This window comes from Acinetobacter sp. YH01008, from assembly GCF_013420435.1.
Lineage (GTDB): Bacteria > Pseudomonadota > Gammaproteobacteria > Pseudomonadales > Moraxellaceae > Acinetobacter > Acinetobacter pseudolwoffii.
The window spans coordinates 262,794-280,712 of the sequence record NZ_VOYD01000001.1; the positions used below are offsets into that span (position 1 = coordinate 262,794).

14 protein-coding genes and 2 tRNA genes are annotated in these 17,919 nt (G+C 43.8%); 6 read left to right on the top strand and 10 right to left on the bottom strand.

Annotated elements, in window-relative coordinates; all coding sequences use genetic code 11:
- Positions 1 to 228: 228 nt before the first annotated feature.
- The 5 genes from greB to epmA all read left to right on the top strand — a co-directional run bounded on the left by greB (position 229) and on the right by epmA (position 3,467).
- The gene (gene greB, locus FTT75_RS01315) at positions 229 to 723 is read left to right on the top strand and encodes a transcription elongation factor GreB (RefSeq protein WP_005097688.1); all 495 of its coding nucleotides are present in this window, start codon (positions 229 to 231) and stop codon (positions 721 to 723) included.
- A gap of 88 nt (positions 724 to 811) precedes the next feature.
- Positions 812 to 901, top strand: a tRNA-Ser gene (locus FTT75_RS01320).
- 258 nt (positions 902 to 1,159) lie between these two features.
- A tRNA-Ser gene (locus tag FTT75_RS01325) sits at positions 1,160 to 1,249 on the top strand.
- Positions 1,250 to 1,428: 179 nt separating this feature from the next.
- Positions 1,429 to 2,496 carry a 4-phosphoerythronate dehydrogenase gene (locus FTT75_RS01330; RefSeq protein WP_180185810.1) on the top strand — a complete coding sequence of 356 codons (1,068 nt, stop codon included), beginning with the start codon at positions 1,429 to 1,431 and terminating at the stop codon, positions 2,494 to 2,496.
- A complete protein-coding gene (gene epmA / locus FTT75_RS01335) occupies positions 2,493 to 3,467 on the top strand; it encodes an EF-P lysine aminoacylase EpmA (protein ID WP_180185811.1) in 975 nt (324 codons plus the stop codon). Before FTT75_RS01330 ends, epmA begins: the two co-directional genes overlap by 4 nt.
- Positions 3,468 to 3,559: 92 nt before the next feature.
- Here epmA and FTT75_RS01340 read toward each other — a convergent pair whose 3' ends face one another.
- The 6 genes from FTT75_RS01340 to ahcY form a co-directional block, all read right to left on the bottom strand.
- Positions 3,560 to 4,795 carry a multifunctional CCA addition/repair protein gene (locus tag FTT75_RS01340; RefSeq protein ID WP_074383390.1) on the bottom strand — a complete coding sequence of 412 codons (1,236 nt, stop codon included), beginning with the start codon at positions 4,793 to 4,795 and terminating at the stop codon, positions 3,560 to 3,562.
- Positions 4,796 to 4,889: 94 nt separating this feature from the next.
- Positions 4,890 to 7,169 (bottom strand): NADP-dependent malic enzyme, encoded by a 2,280-nt coding sequence (locus FTT75_RS01345; protein WP_180185812.1) that lies wholly within the window; start codon positions 7,167 to 7,169, stop codon positions 4,890 to 4,892.
- 140 nt (positions 7,170 to 7,309) lie between these two features.
- Positions 7,310 to 10,186: a bifunctional diguanylate cyclase/phosphodiesterase gene (locus tag FTT75_RS01350; RefSeq protein WP_180083046.1), complete on the bottom strand. Its 2,877-nt coding sequence runs from the start codon at positions 10,184 to 10,186 to the stop codon at positions 7,310 to 7,312.
- A 177-nt stretch (positions 10,187 to 10,363) separates the two neighbouring features.
- A complete protein-coding gene (locus tag FTT75_RS01355; protein WP_180083045.1) occupies positions 10,364 to 11,074 on the bottom strand; it encodes a 16S rRNA (uracil(1498)-N(3))-methyltransferase in 711 nt (236 codons plus the stop codon).
- A 107-nt stretch (positions 11,075 to 11,181) separates the two neighbouring features.
- Positions 11,182 to 12,018 carry a methylenetetrahydrofolate reductase [NAD(P)H] gene (metF, locus tag FTT75_RS01360; RefSeq protein WP_180083044.1) on the bottom strand — a complete coding sequence of 279 codons (837 nt, stop codon included), beginning with the start codon at positions 12,016 to 12,018 and terminating at the stop codon, positions 11,182 to 11,184.
- Between the two features lie 182 nt (positions 12,019 to 12,200).
- Entirely contained in the window at positions 12,201 to 13,583 is a 1,383-nt protein-coding gene (ahcY, locus tag FTT75_RS01365) for an adenosylhomocysteinase (protein WP_180185813.1), read from the bottom strand.
- Positions 13,584 to 13,806: 223 nt separating this feature from the next.
- On the opposite strand from ahcY, the gene FTT75_RS01370 reads away from it, so the two are divergent.
- Positions 13,807 to 14,835 carry a DUF4917 family protein gene (locus tag FTT75_RS01370; RefSeq protein ID WP_257225548.1) on the top strand — a complete coding sequence of 343 codons (1,029 nt, stop codon included), beginning with the start codon at positions 13,807 to 13,809 and terminating at the stop codon, positions 14,833 to 14,835.
- Positions 14,836 to 14,869: 34 nt separating this feature from the next.
- Here FTT75_RS01370 and FTT75_RS01375 read toward each other — a convergent pair whose 3' ends face one another.
- The 4 genes from FTT75_RS01375 to FTT75_RS01390 form a co-directional block, all read right to left on the bottom strand.
- Positions 14,870 to 15,388: a tetratricopeptide repeat protein gene (locus FTT75_RS01375; protein ID WP_180085704.1), complete on the bottom strand. Its 519-nt coding sequence runs from the start codon at positions 15,386 to 15,388 to the stop codon at positions 14,870 to 14,872.
- A gap of 98 nt (positions 15,389 to 15,486) precedes the next feature.
- Positions 15,487 to 15,825, bottom strand: a complete 339-nt coding sequence (locus FTT75_RS01380) for a DUF3325 domain-containing protein (protein ID WP_100534857.1) — start codon at positions 15,823 to 15,825, stop codon at positions 15,487 to 15,489.
- The gene (locus tag FTT75_RS01385; protein ID WP_180185814.1) at positions 15,822 to 17,543 is read right to left on the bottom strand and encodes a PepSY domain-containing protein; all 1,722 of its coding nucleotides are present in this window, start codon (positions 17,541 to 17,543) and stop codon (positions 15,822 to 15,824) included. Before FTT75_RS01385 ends, FTT75_RS01380 begins: the two co-directional genes overlap by 4 nt.
- Before the next feature lies 1 nt (position 17,544).
- Positions 17,545 to 17,901: a hypothetical protein gene (locus tag FTT75_RS01390; protein ID WP_034608454.1), complete on the bottom strand. Its 357-nt coding sequence runs from the start codon at positions 17,899 to 17,901 to the stop codon at positions 17,545 to 17,547.
- Positions 17,902 to 17,919 lie beyond the last annotated feature (18 nt).

Genomic DNA, 17,919 nt, shown 5'->3' on the forward strand with positions numbered 1-17,919 from the left:
TATGTAGAAAAACTACATAGATTAAAAAGTAAGCATTTCCGGAAGTAGGTGGCATATTAATGATCTAAAAAACGATTGTCAAATTTTGTACACAAATTATTATTAAAAATAATTTTAAGATACTGAAATATAATGTGAATTTTTTTTGAATTTTTTCATTGTTTTGAAATGGTAAATAAAATAAGCTGTTTGTAAGTTAATACACTGAAAATTTGATCAGCACGACGTATGAAATCCAACTTAATCACCCGTGGTGGACACGATAAATTGGTGGCAGAACTTAAGAATCTCTGGCATGAAGAGCGGCCGGAAATCACCAGAAAAGTGAACTGGGCAGCGAGTCTCGGCGACCGTTCGGAAAATGCCGATTACCAATATAACAAGCAAATTTTGCGTAAGATTGACCGCCGGGTCAGATACCTAGGCAAGCGTCTTGAAGAGCTAAAAATCATCGATTTTTCTCCAGAGCAGGAAGGCAAGGTCTATTTTGGAGCTTGGGTCGAGATTGAAAATGAAGAAGGCGAGCAGAAAAATTTACGTATTGTCGGGGTCGATGAAATTTACGATCATCATCCGCAGCATATCTCGATCAGTTCGCCCATGGCACGCGCGTTGTTGGGCAAGCAGGTAGATGATGAGGCTGAAGTGCTGACACCTTCTGGAAAGAAACGCTGGTTCATCAATTCAATTCGTTATGAAAAACCAGAAAATTCAGCAAATTAATGGAATTGATTTTATTTTGTGCAATTGATGCAGTGAAAGCATGAAAATATTTGCCAAGCGTGATTTTTGTTTATATCATGTCGGCCATGGAAGCGTGGCAGAGCGGTTTAATGCACCGGTCTTGAAAACCGACGAGGGTGTGAGTCCTCCGTGAGTTCGAATCTCACCGCTTCCGCCAAATTCGAAAAACCCAGTCAATTGACTGGGTTTTTTTATGCCTTTATTTTTATATTCATTATCAAGCTAATTCTGATTCATGCCGTTGCTTTATCTTGAATTAAATAGCTCTTGGCATCGTTTAAGTATTAACCTCTTTAAATAAAAATACATTTCAGCTTTTGTTTCGACTGATTTTTAACTGAATGAACAGCTTTTGCTAAAAGTTTTGCTAAATTTTATTGCCAAAAATCCGATTTATTTATATGATGGCGGCCAAGGAAGCGTGGCAGAGCGGTTTAATGCACCGGTCTTGAAAACCGACGAGGGTGTGAGTCCTCCGTGAGTTCGAATCTCACCGCTTCCGCCAAATTCTAAAAACCCCAGTCGAAAGATTGGGGTTTTTCATTTTAGGCAGCAATGATTCAATATTTTATTCATCAATAACCAGCTCATAGCTTAAAACTTGAAAAATGGACGCATGTGCCAAATATAGAGTCAGAGACATCAACGCGCTATCATATGCCCAAGCATCATATGGATCTCATTATGAAAATTGTCGCAGATGAAAATCTGGCATTTACCGATTATTTCTTTTCTGAATTTGCAGACATTCGTCATTGTCCAGGCCGTAACTTAATGGCACAGGATGTTCAGGATGCAGATGCATTATTGGTACGCTCAGTGACTCAGGTCAATGAAGCACTGCTACAGAATAGTTCGATCAAGTTTGTAGGCAGTGCCACTATTGGTACAGATCATCTGGATATTGCTGTATTGGAACAGCATGGGATTCAGTGGAGCAATGCATCCGGCTGTAATGCACAAGCCGTGGCTGAATATGTCATTACCGCATTACTGCATGTACGTCCTGAGTTAGTAGATGCCAATGCAACATTTAGCCTGGGTATAGTCGGTTTGGGTAATGTTGGAACCCGTCTGGCTTATATGGCAAAACTTTTGGGCTGGCGCGTGATTGGCTATGATCCTTTGGTTCAAAGAACGCAGGTCGATCAAGTTGAATTTAATGAATTGTTGCAGCAAGCGGATGCGATTTCGATTCATGTCCCTTTAACTCAAACGGGTCTTTATCCAACTTACCATTTATTCAATACGGCTACATTAGTGCAAATGCAGCCTGATGCAATTCTGATTAATTCTGCACGTGGGCCAGTGATTGAAGAGGCCGCCCTGATCCAGGATCTTAAAGCGACACAACGAACCGTGATTTTGGATGTTTTTGAGCATGAGCCGGTGATTTCAGCAGAACTTCTGGATCTAGTAACCTTGGTGACTCCGCATATTGCCGGTTATAGCCTGGAGGGCAAGGCACGTGGTACCCAGATGATCTACGAAGCTTTTTGTCAAACTTTCGGTTTTGCAGCCAATAAACAGTTTGAAACCCAGCTGCCTGTCTGTGAGCAGTTTTTTCAGGGACAGGATTTGAAAATGGCATTGCAACAGCATTTATCCCAAATTTATGACATTGCTCGTGACGATGCCAATCTACGTGCCTGTCTCAAAGCAGGTAAAATCGATCAGCAGGCCTTTGACCATTTACGTAAAACCTATCCACTGCGCCGTGAGTGGGCAGCACACGGTGGGCCGAAGGCATGACGATGACTTATCAGCCTACTTGTGACATGAATGCCATGCGTGCACGAGCCACTTTATATGCGCAAATCCGTCAGTTTTTCGCTGAGCGGGATGTATTAGAGGTGGAAACACCGATTTTGTCTCAAGCCGGTGTGACCGATGTGCATTTGGCCTCGGTACAGGCCCAGCGTCATGTGCTAGGTAAACTGAATACGCATTATTTGCAAACCTCACCTGAATTTGCCATGAAGCGCTTATTGGCTAGTGGCAGCGGGCCTATTTACCAGATTTGTAAAGTCTTCCGTGATGATGAACATGGGCGTAAGCACAATAGCGAGTTTACCATGCTGGAATGGTATCGCCCGGGCTTTAGCTTAAAAGATTTGATGTTCGAAGTAGCCGATCTGCTTAATGTGACGCTTAAAGCACGTTTTGCTGAAATCCGTCCAACCATTTTGAGCTATAAACATGCCTTTATAGATCGTCTGGATATTAATCCATTGCAAGCGACCTTGCAGGAACTGAAAGACTGCTGTCGTCGTGTCGGTCTAAATCTGGATTTGGGTGAGGATCGGCTCGGCTATATCGACCTGTTATTTTCACATATGGTAGAGCCGAGTCTCGGTTTTGATACCGCAGTATTCCTGACCGATTTCCCGCCTGAAATGGCCTCTCTGGCGAAAACCCGAATCGATGAAGATGGGGAGCTGGTCGCTGCACGTTTTGAGTTGTATATCGAAGGTTTAGAATTGGCCAATGCCTATGATGAGCTGATTGATGCCGAAGTTTTGCGCTCACGCTTTGAGGCGGATAATGCAGAGCGGGCCAGACTTGGGCTGCATGTTATGCCTATTGATGAGTATTTACTGGCGGCTTTACCGAATATGCCAGAATGTTCAGGGATTGCTTTGGGAATTGACCGCTTGCTCATGATCGCGACCAATCAGATGAAACTGGAGCAGGTCGTGACTTTCCCAGCGGATATTTCCTGATCGGGATTTGATTTTCCTTAAGCTCTTTAGAGGGCTGGGTCTCTGCACCAGACGATTGAAGCAATAAAAAAGCACCCTCGGGTGCTTTGTCTTTATTCAATAGATACCGTTTGTTGGGCTTTAAGTTCACCCAGTGCCTGAATACGCCGTTCAATCAGCATTTCGCCAATATCCGGGCCTTGAATATCGGCAGGCAGGTCTTGTGCTTTAATGGCACGTACTATCTGCATGGCATCAAGTACATATTGCGCTTGTGGATAGGCACGATCTTCCAGTCCTAAACGGCCACGTGAATCACATTCACAGGCCTGTACAAAAGCTTCGACACGCTCGGGACGACGTAAAACGTCCAGACGCTGCAATAATCGCCATAAAGTACCGGGTTTGAGATTAAATGCCTGATGACATTTCAGATGCTCTTTACATACTGCCAACGCCAGTTGCTTGGTATAGGTCGGTACTTTTAAGCGATCACACAGATCATTGACCGGCTTGATGCCACGTTCTTCATGCATGATATGCCGCGGTAATTCTTCAACCGGGGTTAATGCTTTGCCCAAGTCATGCACTAAAACGGCGAAACGTACATCCAGGCTATAGTTTTGACGACACGCCTGCTGCAAGGACATCATGGTGTGAATACCGCAGTCAATTTCCGGATGATATTCAGGACGTTGCGGAATACCATATAAGGCATCTATCTCAGGAAATAAGACTTTTAAAGCGCCACATTGACGCAATACTTCAAAATACACATCAGCATGACGTTCTGTTAAGGCACGTGAAGTTTCTTTCCAGACCCGCTCCGGTGTTAATGCATTCAATTCACCGGATTCCGTCAAGCGCTGCATGAGTGCTAAAGTTTCATCCGCAATCACAAAACCTGCACTGGTATAGCGGGCCGCAAAACGGGCAATTCGCAGCACCCGTAATGGATCTTCGACAAAAGCATCGGAAACATGACGCAGCACCCGGTTATTCAAATCCTGCTGACCGCCATAAGGATCATAAATCTGACCGGCATCATCCATCGCCATGGCATTAATGGTCAGGTCACGACGGATCAAATCCTGTTCCAGGGTCACACTGATATCGGTATGAAAGTCAAAACCATGATAACCGGTGCCGGATTTACGTTCGGTACGGGCCAGTGCATATTCTTCTTTTGTTTTGGGGTGTAGGAAAACAGGAAAATCTTTGCCTACGGGCTGATAGCCTAAGTCAAGCATTTGCGCCGGAGTTGCACCAACGACCACATAATCTTTTTCGTGATAGGGGTGTCCGAGCAAATGATCCCGAACTGCACCGCCTACTAAATAAACTTGCATGAAAAAACCTCTATTCTTACAAGCATCATGCTACAGAATAGAGGTTTTCTCAAGTTAAGAAACGAGGCGGATGCGTCGTTATCTTGTCATTGGATTAAAGTGCGTCTTGTTCCGCTTGCTGGATTTCTGCAACGGTAAGTGCAGTCATGTTCACCACGCGACGCGTAGTCGCAGTCGGAGTCAAGATATGTACCGGCTTCGCAGCACCCAACAAAATTGGGCCAATCGTCACGTTGTTGCCTGAAGTTGCTTTCAACAAGTTAAACGAAATGTTGGCAGCATCCAGATTCGGCATGATCAGTAAGTTTGCAGAACCTTTAAAACGTGAGTTTGGGAAGGCAAACTGGCGAATATTTTCATCCAGTGCAGCATCACCGTGCATTTCACCTTCCACTTCTAGCTCAGGCGCTATTTCAGACAGGATGTCATATACCTTACGCATTTTTTGCGCGCTGGCATCATGCTGGTCTGAACCGAAACTTGAGTGAGAAAGCAGGGCAATACGTGGGGTCATACCAAAACGGCGCACTTCTTCAGCAGCCAGAATGGTCATTTCCGCCAGCTGTTCAGCCGTTGGATTGGTGTTGACATAGGTATCGGCAATGAACAGGTTACGATCTTCAAGCATCAAGGCATTTAGGGTAAAGAAAGTGTTATGACCTTCTTTTTTGCCAATGATGTTGCTGACGAAGTCCAGATGAATGTCGTAGCTTGAATAAGTACCACAGAGCATGCCATCTGCCATGCCATGTTTGACCAGCATCGATGCAATTAAGGTAGAGCGACGACGCGCTTCACGCTGTGCATATTCAGGCGTAACGCCTTTACGCTGCATGATCTGGTAATAATCGTCTGCAAACAACTCATAATCCGGATTCTTTTCCTGATCAACAATCGTGATATTCACGCCATCTTCAAGACGTAGACCCAATTTTTTGATATTGGCTTCAATCACGGCTGGACGACCGACCAGAATAGGGATCGCCAAACCATCATCGACTGCAATTTGAACGGCGCGAAGTACACGCAGGTCTTCACCTTCCGCATAGGCAATACGTTTAGGATTCGATTTCGCCTGTTCAAAGATCGGTTTCATCACGAATGCCGAGTTATAGACAAACTCAGACAAACGTTGACGATAATGCGAGAAATCTTTAATTGGACGTGTTGCTACACCTGAATCCATGGCTGCTTGTGCCACTGCAGGCGCGATTTCAAGAATCAGGCGTTGATCCAGTGGACCCGGAATCAGGTATTCACGGCCAAATGATGCCGATTTCTCACCATAGGTTGCAGCATCCGCTTCGACGTGTGCCATACGCGCAATTGCATGTACACAGGCAATTTTCATTTCTTCGTTAATCGTGGTTGCACCAACGTCTAATGCCCCACGGAAGATGTACGGGAAGCAAAGTGCGTTATTGACCTGGTTTGGATAGTCAGAACGGCCAGTGGCCATGATCACATCATCACGAACTTCGTGTGCATGTTCAGGCAGAATTTCTGGATCCGGATTCGCCAGTGCAAAAATGATCGGATCTTTGGCCATCACCTTAACCATTTCTTTGGTCAGGATGCCGGCAGCAGAAAGACCAAGGAACATGTCTGCACCCGCGATCACATCACCAAGCTGAGTGGCTTCAATGTCTTGTACATAGGCTTTCTTAGATTCATCCAGGCCTTCGCGATGTGTAGTCAGCAGACCGCGTGAATCGGCAACGATGATGTTCTCTTTTTTAGCACCCAGAGCGCAAAGCAGATTTAAACAAGACAGTGCAGCAGCACCCGCGCCTGAAGCCACGATCTTGATGTCTTCAATTTTTTTACCGTTGATTTGTAACGCGTTGAGGAGCGCAGAACCGACAATAATCGAAGTACCGTGCTGATCATCATGGAATACTGGAATATTCATGCGTTCACGCAATTTTTGCTCGATATAGAAACACTCTGGCGCCTTGATATCTTCAAGGTTAATCCCGCCAAAAGTCGGTTCTAATGCAGCTACAATATCCACAATTTTGTCTGGATCATTTTCAGCAATTTCGATATCGAATACATCAACGCCAGCGAATTTTTTGAATAATACGCCTTTACCTTCCATCACTGGTTTAGAAGCCAAAGGACCAATATTACCCAAGCCAAGCACGGCAGTACCGTTGGTCACTACAGCAACCAGGTTGCCACGAGCCGTATACAATGCAGCAGTTGAAGGATCGCGTTCAATCTCAAGACATGGTGCAGCTACGCCAGGCGAGTAAGCAAGGGCCAAGTCACGTTGGTTGACCAATTGTTTGCTTGGTGTAACGCTGATTTTCCCCGGGGTAGGAAACTCGTGATAGTAAAGGGCCTGTTGCTTTAAAGATTGTTCGTCCATCAGTCTCTCGATCGTTGTAAAGATTACCCGGTCAGCGGGTAAAAAATTTATTTATGTCCCCGAATATACCATTTGTTCGCCAGTTCGCACAGCCAAAGACGGCCGTTTTTCCAACAATCTTATTGGGGTAGGGTATAAACTTAGACTTGATAAGTATAAGAATCATTGGTCATATTTTGTGTCAAATACGCAGTGGCGTCCTCTTCTGGCAGCGGTTTGGAGAATAAATATCCTTGAGCGATATCACAGTCTAAATCACGCAGATATGCTAACTGCTCTTCAGTCTCGATGCCTTCCGCCACTACGGTCATGCCCATGGCTTTACCCATCGCCACCATGGCACTGACAATGGCTTCCTGTTTGTTTTCACCAATCTTGGACACAAAGCTGCGGTCAATTTTTAGGGTATCAATCGGGAAATCAGCAAGATAGGACAGGGATGAATAACCCGTGCCAAAATCATCCAGAGCAATATGGATCTGTCGCTGTTTGATTTCATTCAGCAGGTTTTTGACTGCTTCCGAATTTTCAATTAAAGACGATTCGGTAATTTCCAGTTCCAGACTGGCACCTGAAATCTGGTTATCGGCAATGGCCTGATCCAGATCATCGAGTAACTGACCGCGGCGCAATTGCTGCGCCACGACGTTGACTGATACACAAATATGATTAAAGCCCAGATTGTTCCATTGGCGAATCTGTTTGGCTGTCTGCTGGATGACCAGACGGCCAATATCTGAAATCAGGCTGGTCTGTTCGGCTAAAGGGATAAACAAGCCGGGTGGAATAATGCCTTTTTCGGGATGATTCCAGCGAATCAAGGCTTCAAAGCCATAAATGCGCTGATCACTGAAATTAATTTTTGGCTGATAATAAACAATCAGCTCATTATTCTGGAGGGCTTTACGCAAATCCCGTTCCAGAAAAATCCCCGTTTCTTGTAGGCCATCACTTTGATTAGAATAAAAGTGAATGGTATTGCCCCCCAGATTTTTAGCTTCGTTCAGGGCCTGTTCGGCACAGTTGTTTAAATAATCGAGTTGACGACCATGATCTGGATAAAATGCCACGCCCATGGAAAGCGTGATCACATAATCCTGACCGTAAATATTAAATGGAGTGGTAAATGCCTGAGCGATGCGTTCACAGTGTCGCTGTACTGAAGGGCGAATATGTGAAATCTCATAGATAATCGCAAAATCATCACCATTCAGATGCGCCACAAACAAGGCTTCTGCATTATTCATGCGCAGGCGCTGCGCGACCTGACGTAAAAGTTCGTCCCCGCCATTATTGGATAGATATTCATTTAATGGACGGAAGCGATCGATATTCAGGCGAATCACGGCCATCTGCTGAATGGAGTCTTTTTGCGAGACCAGATATTGATGCAGCTGATAGTTATAATAGAAACGATTCGGTAAATCGGTCAGTGGGTCATAATTTTCCAGATAAGACAGGCGCTGTTCCTGTAATTTGCGTTCGGTCAGATCCGAGACAATCCCGACATAATGGGTAATCCGGCCTTCATCATCGGTGACGGCATTGATGTGTAACCATAAGGCGGATTGTTTGCCAGACATGAATTTGGCGTATACCTCGCCATCATAGGAGCCAATCTTTTGAAGCTGTTTGATAATACTGGCATGGTTACTGCGCTGTTCAGCTTTATTTTGTGCAACAAGATCGAATAAAGACTTACCGATGATCTGCTCACGCTCAAAGCCACTCAGGTATTCATAGTGAGGATTGACATCAATATAATACAGTTCAGGATTGAGAATAAAAATCCCTTCCGCGGCCTGTTCCAGTACACTGGCAACCAGTTTTAAACGTTCTTGAGAAATACGTTCCTGCTGAATATCACGACGAATACCTACCATTCGCAAAGGTTTGTTATTTTTAGGATCACGGCTAATCACGCGGCCAATATCATGCACCCAGTTCCAGCTGCCATCACTGAGCAGAATCCGGTAAGTGGCATCATAACGCTCAATCTGACCACGTAAATGCTGTTTCATGTTGCGCTTAAAATAGTCCAGATCATCAGGGTGAATCAGATGCTCTAATTGCAGATGATGATCTTTGGAATCACGCAGAATTTTTTCATCTTTATGATTGGTTAATGTAATGAGACGGTCTTTGATATTCCAGTCCCATGGGCGAATGCCGGCAATCTCATGGGCAAGATCCAGGTTCTGTTGCTGATTTTTCAAATGATAATTAATCTGTTCAATATCATAGGTACGTTCCCGTACTTTTTGTTCCAGCAGTTGATTGTTGAGCTGTAACTGTAATTCAATATCTTTGGATTTATTGACTTCAGTTTGCAGTTGCTGGCACAGCTCATCAGTCCAGGCCACTTGCTGTTCGGCATTTTTAACCAGCAGACTGTTTTCTGCATACAAGCGCGATGTCCGGCGATGAATACGATAACTACTATTGGCACACAGCAGAATGACAATCACCGCAAAATTTAAGGCCAGACCGAAGAAGGGATTGGAAAGGCTGACATGATAAATTTGCGACAATAAAAAAGGGAATAAAGAGGGTAAAAATACCAGGCAGAAATAACTGAGTTTTTGGGTCAGATAGGTCAGCCCAAATGCCTGAGTCACAATCAGGAGCAGAGCAGACAAGGTCAGTGCTTCAATATCTTCGAATGCGGGATTGGCCTGCGGCAAATAGTAATAAATTGTATAAATACCGACAGCAATACAGCTCCCGACAGCAAGACTCTGAATCTGTAACCAGCGATGTGCGCCTTTCAAATCATATTGTTCAGGCTTAAAATAAAGTGTGCTCACCAACCAGCACATACTGACCAGTAGCTCGGTCAGAATAAACCAGGTATTAAAATAGGTATTGGAAGGACGATATTGAAGGTGATAAATACAAAAAATATAAAGGCAAATCACCATTATACTGATTAAAAAATAGCGACTATGGCGAAGTGTGTTCGCAATCTGAGCATGATGCAAATGCTGCTGGATATAGTCGTCTTGCTTATCAACCATGTGATTCAATGCCTGTATTCATCCTAAACGTTTTTCCCTATGTATTGTTCTTATAAAAAAAACTCCAGGAAATGTGTAAAATTAACTCATCAATAGTTATTATTCTTTCGTCGAGATTAGAGGTCTTAGAAATAAAAATCAACAAAATTAAAGACAAATTTTTACTGGCCTGATGAACTAGAGATTATAGTTCAAAATTGAAAGGGCCACGACAGGGGCTGTTTCGGTACGTAGTACGCGTTCACCAATACACCAGTTTAGAAAACCTTTTGCATTTGCCGCTGTAATTTCTGCCTCACTGAGACCGCCTTCAGGGCCAATCAGCAGTGCAATATCCAGGGTCGCATCTGCCAGTACATCTGTTTCATCTTTATTGGGCGCCAAAACCAGTTTGGTCTTGGGTAGCTCGGTTTCCAACCATTTTTCAAGTGATATTGGTGCTAAAATTTTAGGCACAATATTCAGTCCACACTGTTCACATGCTGCAATCGCGATCCCTTGCCAGTGATCCAGTTTTTTCTGGTCACGATCATACTTCAAGCGCATTTCACAACGATCCGAAGTCAGCAGCTGAATTTCGGAAACGCCCAATTCCACAGCTTTTTGAATCGCATAATCCATGCGGTCGCCTTTGCTCATCACCTGACCGAGCAAGGCCTGGAACTTGGGTGTGCGATTGGTGGGATTAAATGCATTGACCGATACTGTGGCTGATTTTTTAGCAACCTCAGTTAAGGTCACTTCATATTCGCCACCCTGTCCATTGAACAGGGTCGCGGCTTCGCCCGCTTGAGCGCGTAATACCTTTACCCAATGATGAAAAACGGTTTCCGTTAACTCAACCGTAGTATCAACATTTAAGTCTGCTTCAATAAAAAAACGTGGCATGTAAGGATTACTCTCAGATGGAACAAAACAAGACTGCATTGCATTTACACCCTCTTTGTGTTTCTCTCAAAGGGAGAAAATGGGTGAGATCAATGCAGCCTAAAAACTTATGCTAGACCTAAGTCTTTTACAAGTTGGCGTGTAGGATCAGTGGTGTTCATGGTGTAGAAGTGCAAGCTTGGTGCGCCACCTGCAAGTAGACGCTCACAGAATTTAACCACAACTTCGTGGCCAAAGGCTTTGATGCTGGCAGTATCATCACCATAGGTTGCCAGTTGCTTGCGAATCCAGCGTGGAATCTCGGCACCGGTACCGTCCGCAAAGCGGATCAGGTTGCTGGCATTGGTGATTGGCATAATGCCCGGCGCGACAGGAATATCAATTCCGGCTTTCTGGATGCGCTCTACAAAGTAGAAATAAGCATCTGGATTGAAGAAAAACTGGGTTAATGCTGCATTGGCACCAGCTTGTACTTTTTCAACAAAGTGCTGGATGTCTTGATCAAAGCTTTCTGCCTGAGGATGCATTTCCGGATAAGCTGCGACTTCAATCTTGAAATGATCGCCTGAATATTCACGGATAAAGCGAACCAGATCAGCGGCATAGGGTAATTCACCCAAACCAACCTGACCTGATGGCAAGTCACCGCGGAGGGCAACAATACGGTCAATGCCTTGTGATTTGTACAGATCAAGCAGTTCTGCAATACGCACTTTATCATCGCCAATACATGACAGATGAGGGGCAACAGGTGCACCTTTGCCATTAAAGTCATTGATGGTAGATAGGGTGCGTTCACGGGTTGAACCACCGGCACCATAGGTTACAGAAAAGAATTCTGGATTTAAGAGTTGTAGCTCTTGATGCACAACTTTGAGTTTTTCCGCACCTACATCAGTTTTGGTCGGGAAGAATTCAAATGAAATTGGAATTTGCTTAGACATGTTGAAATCCTTTTTTATAAATACTTATATTAATTCTTAACCCTCTCCCTGACCCTCTCCCAGAGGGAGAAGGGACTTTCATTACGATAGTTAAAGTCTTTAAGACTTACCTTCTAACTATTTTCACAATAGAAGTTTCCCTCTCCTTTTAGGAGAGGGCTAGGGAGAGGTAAAAACAAAAATTAGTATTTATAAGCATCCGCTTTAAACGGACCTTCAACAGCAACGCCTAAGTAATCTGCTTGTTCTTGAGTCAATTGAGTCAAGACACCACCGAAACCTGCAACCATCGCAGCAGCAACTTCTTCGTCTAATTTCTTAGGAATAAGTTCTACACGGATTTTCGCAGCTTTTTCAGCTTCAGGAAGATCAGCAAATTTTTCGGCGAACAAGTGCATTTGACCCAATACCTGGTTGGCAAATGAACCATCCATGATACGTGACGGGTGACCAGTCGCATTACCAAGATTCACCAAACGACCTTCAGATAAAAGGATGAGGTAATCGTTTTCATTTTCTGAACGATACACTTGGTGTACTTGAGGTTTCACTTCAACCCACTTGTAGCCACGTAGGTAAGCTGTATCAATTTCAGTATCGAAGTGACCGATGTTACATACCACAGCGCCCGCTTTTAATGAATCAAGCATTGCCGAGTCACACACGTGGTAGTTACCCGTTGTAGTCACGATCAGGTCAGTGTTTTGAAGAAGATCAAGATTCACGTCTTCTTTCTTGCCAGTTTGCACGCCATTTTTGTATGGAGAAACAACTTCGTAACCGTCCATGCATGCTTGCATCGCACAGATTGGATCAACTTCAGTTACGCGTACAATCATGCCTTCTTGACGAAGTGATTGCGCAGAACCTTTACCTACGTCACCGTAACCGATTACAAGTGCACGACGGCCAGATAAAAGCATATCTGTACCGCGTTTGATTGCATCATTTAGAGAGTGGCGGCAACCGTATTTGTTGTCGTTCTTAGACTTAGTAACAGAATCGTTTACGTTGATTGCAGGAACTTTTAAAGTGCTATCACGAAGCATTTCATACAGACGTTGAACACCTGTCGTTGTTTCTTCAGTGACACCGTGGATTTTAGCAATCACTTCTGGGTATTTTTCATGAACAAGTAGCGTTAAATCACCGCCATCGTCAAGAATCATGTTGGCATCCCAAGGTTTGCCATTGACATTGATCTGTTGTTCAAGACACCACATGTATTCTTCTTCAGTTTCGCCTTTCCAGGCAAACACAGGAATACCCGCAGCAGCGATTGCAGCAGCAGCATGGTCTTGAGTCGAGAAGATGTTACATGACGTCCAACGAACTTCAGCGCCCAATTCAACCAGCGTTTCAATTAAAACAGCTGTTTGAATGGTCATGTGGATACAGCCGAGAATTTTCGCGCCTGCAAGTGGTTTTGCTGCCGAGTAGCGTTTACGCAGACCCATGAGGGCTGGCATTTCAGCTTCAGCAAGTTTAATTTCTTTACGGCCGTAATCAGCAAGTGAAATATCAGCAACTTTGTAATCTGTAAATGAAGCAGTAACCGCGTTCATCAGGATCTCCTAGGAAAAAATAGATTGGATCGTTCTGTTCGCGGATGCCGTTGTTGATCAGAACGAATGTCTGACCGATGGTCGAGCCTAGCGATTTTACATTTAGTACCTGTAAAACGTCGCAGCATCCCTCGACTAGCGCAGTATTGTACTTGGAAATTGATTTTGTTCCAATCTTAAATTGATTAATATCTGACTAATAAGAAAATTTTGAGAATAAACTATGACTGATGGTTTTGAGTATGCAATCAAAGACTGGGTTGAAATTAAGGATAATTATGAGAATGGCAATTTAATTATTGGTAATGGGGCGAGTGTTGCTTTGCATCAAAAATTTCGTTTTGATTCTTTAAAAGAAGAGGCTGAAAAATTAAGACTTTTTAATGATGATATATCTAAACTTTTTATTGAGTTTGATACATCTGATTTTGAATTAATTTTACGATTGGTTTGGCATGCGAAGTTAATAAATAAGCATTTGGGAATAATTGATCAAAAACTTGATTCAGCTTACGAAAATATAAAACAAGCTCTTATTAAAGTGGTGAAGGAAGTTCATTGTGAACATTCTGATATCGCGGATCAATTACCTCAGCTATATCAATTTACAAAACAATTTAGAACAGTAGTCTCCCTTAATTACGATTTAATCCTGTATTGGATTTTAATGTATGGAAATAGAAATGAAGATGGACATAGATTTAAAGATTGTTTTCAAGGTAGCGGGCTATTTAGAAATAATTGGCAAGATTTGAGAAATCCTATTCGTAAGGAAAAAGAAGTAACTTTGAGTCTTTATCAACATGGTAATTTATCTATTTTCAGAGATGCAAAAAATACCGAAACTAAAGTTCAAAGAGGGGATTTTGAGGATTTGTTAGAAGTTATTACTTCACAATGGGAAGATAATAAAATTCCTTTATTTGTTGCCGAGGGTACGGGAACTAAAAAGCTTGAATCTATAAAAAGTAGTCCCTATTTGAGTACTATTTTCTATGAAGTTCTACCAGATTTAATAACTCAAAAAGCTAATTTAGTCATTTATGGCTGGAGCTTAGGCAAGCAGGAATCACATTTGGTAAAGCAGATATTTAAGAACAACCAATCAGGTAAGGTGGCTATTTCTATATTTCAAAATAATCAGGAAGAGTGCCATCGAATTTATAGGCTTATAAAAAATGAAAAAGTAGCTCCAAATATCGAAGTAGAATTTTTTGACAGCCAAAGTTCAGGTTGTTGGAATAATCCTTAAATAAAAAGCCCATCATCTGACGGGCTTTTCTTACTTATTTAGTTTCAGCAGCATCTGCTTTTTGAGTCCAGAACTCAGCCTGTTCTTCATCGCCATCTACGCCTAAACCATTGGCATAAATAAATGCAAGATCGCGCATCGCTTGAACTTCGCCCCATTCCGCAGCCTGTTTAACTAAAGAGATTGATTTTTCTACATCTTTTTCAATCACATCACCGCGACGGTAAAAACCGGCCAGCTCTAAAGTCGCAGCAGGGTGCTTCTCGATATTGGCCTTACTTAACCAGTAATAGGCTAACTCAAAGTGAGCTTTAGATTCTTCCGGATCTTCTTCAGTCAGTTCTTTGGCATAAACGGTATAACCTTCACCTAACCAGTACATCGCATCAACCAGTCCGCCGTTGGCAGCTTTCAATGCCCATTCTTCAGCCAGAATGATGTCATCATCATGCTCGCTTTGCATATACAGTTCAGCCAATTCAAATTGCGCTTCAGCATTGCCTGCTAAGGCAAGATTGGTCAGGGCAGCAGAGGGAGAAACACGCTGGGTCATATCAACATCTCAAAAATATTATGCGTAGACTAAAGGTTTAAATTAAAAAAGCCAATCCGAAGATCAGCTTTTCAAGTATGAGGGGGTAAATTAGAATTTTAGACCAAGCAAATGATTGCTGAAATCACGGCGATTACCACACAGATTGAGGCGATTACTTTAATTTTACTTTCCAGATAGCTCAGGCTTAAACCAACGACCAATGCTGCAAAAGTTAAACTGCCCAGCCAATAACTGATCATGTTACTGATTGTACCTGCGAACAGGCACAGGATGAGCGCAATCGTTAATATCACCCAGCCAAGAATGCTGGCTATTTTGGTTTTGGGAGCATCTAGCTCTTTAGCAAAGATCTGTTTCTGATGTTTGGACATCGACGCGGCAAGTGCAAACATACCGAGAGAAGTCAAAGCCCAAATCAATAAGAAGAACATCATGCCTGATTCTCCTTGAGCATCACTTTGGATTTTTTCGGTGGCAAGCTTTTATGATTTTTCACTTTCTTGAATGCAAACCAGAACAGGATTGCAAGCGCCCACATCGCCAGATCAAAAGAAGCAATCATCCACTGACCATGCATGATGCTGTTCCAGATTGCCTGACCGCCGGTCAGGAAGTTCACAATTGGGAGTAGGGCAAATGCTGCTGTTGCAAGCAGGAGCAGCTCTAGCCAGGCCTGACGATTGCTACGAATCATGGCATAAACTAAAGTCAGCAACCAGATGATAAAGAAGCTGCGAATTTCCCAGTTCAAACGCATGTCCATGTCTGCCGGAATAAAACGGTTGGCATAAAAGTAGGCAGCACAGGCAATCGGTAAACCGATAATTGCCGCGATATTAGTCACTTCCACAAGACGATAACCAAAAGATTTATAGCCTTGCTTTTGTTGTTGTGGTGCGCGTTTGACACACCACAGAATCAAACCAGTCGCAATCATGAATGTGCCGACCACACCAGACATGAACAATAACCAGCGTAGAGCCAAGTCCACGCCACGTGCTTCATGCAGTGTGGTAAATACGTTATAAATACCGTTTGCAACCGAGGGTGTTTTCAGTGTGGTTTGATCCGGCTTTAATTCACCCGTCACGCCATTGAAAGCCAGACTCGGATAAACATTGCGATAGGCTAGGCTGACCCCATTTAAGGCACGAAGTTCAATTTCAGCTTTGGCGGTATTTGGCTGGATGATGTTAATTGTAGCAACCGGATTGTTTTTCCATTGCTTTTCTGCTGCTGCAAGAATGGGCGCTAAGTCTGCCAATGGCGCAGGGCGTGCAGGTGGTGCATCACCACGCGAACGGCGAGCTTCACTCCGTGCAGACATATCACCACGTTCACTACGACTCTCTCCCTCGCCACGCAGTCGACGCTGGTCACTATCACCGGATTCAGCCTGAACGCTATTGTCCTGAATCAAGCTCTTACGTTGATCTTGCAGAAATGCGCCTCGATTTTCATAAATCTGGCTGACACCCCAAGGCATCAGGGTAAACAGCAGCAGTAACAAACCGCTAAAGGTAATCATGATATGAAACGGCAGGGCAAATACCGCCGTTGCATTATGGGCATCCAGCCAGGAGCGCTGACCTTTGCCAGGACGGAAAGTAAAGAAATCCTTAAAAATTTTCTTATGGGTAATCACACCGCTGATAATCGCCACCAGCATGAGCAGGGTTGCAATGCCGACAATCCAGCGCGCCCAGATTCGGGGCAGTCCGTACAGTTCAAAATGAAAACGGTATAAGAATGAACCACCGCGTGTTTCACGGGCTTGCAGCACTTCACCGGTTGCACTGTCAATGGTTAGGCGGGTACCGCCACGACGGGCACGCGGATCTTCACCGGCACCGCGAATATTCAGTATGGTGGTATTCTGGCGTGAGTTAGGCAGCTGAATTGCCCAGCTGCCGGCATCCGGATGATGCTGTTGCAGATAAGCCAATGCGACACGGGTCTGTTCGATTTGGGACTTTTGTGGGACTGACTGATGAAATTCCGGTTTCATCCAGATGCTGATTTCATTCTGGAAAAAACTTAAAGTTCCAGTTAAAAAAATCGCATATAAAAGCCAGCCTAAAATCAGACTGGCCCAGGTATGCAACCATGACATCGACTGGCGTGGCCCTTCCTGTTTTGCATCTACTCTCATCTTAATTTCCTAGGAATTTATAGCTGATATAGAGCAAAACACTGGGAATTACGATTCCGAGCGTTGCCTTGATAGTTTTGTTGACCATAAATACCCAAATAAAGGCTGCGGTATTCAGGCTAAAACCAATCAGGGTGGCTGACATGGCAGCACTGCTTCCTGCATCCATAAACATCTGGGCAATCACGATGGCAGCCAGCGAGGCAAGCATATAACCGCCGACACCAGCCAAAAGAAAGCGATATAAAATCATCCCACGATAAACCAGCAGATTTGCTTTAACTTTATTTTTGCTCGATGGACTCGGTGCAGTAACTGTTTCAGTCGCTATTGCATGCATATTCGGACTACTCATCATCGGAAATTCTATTTACAA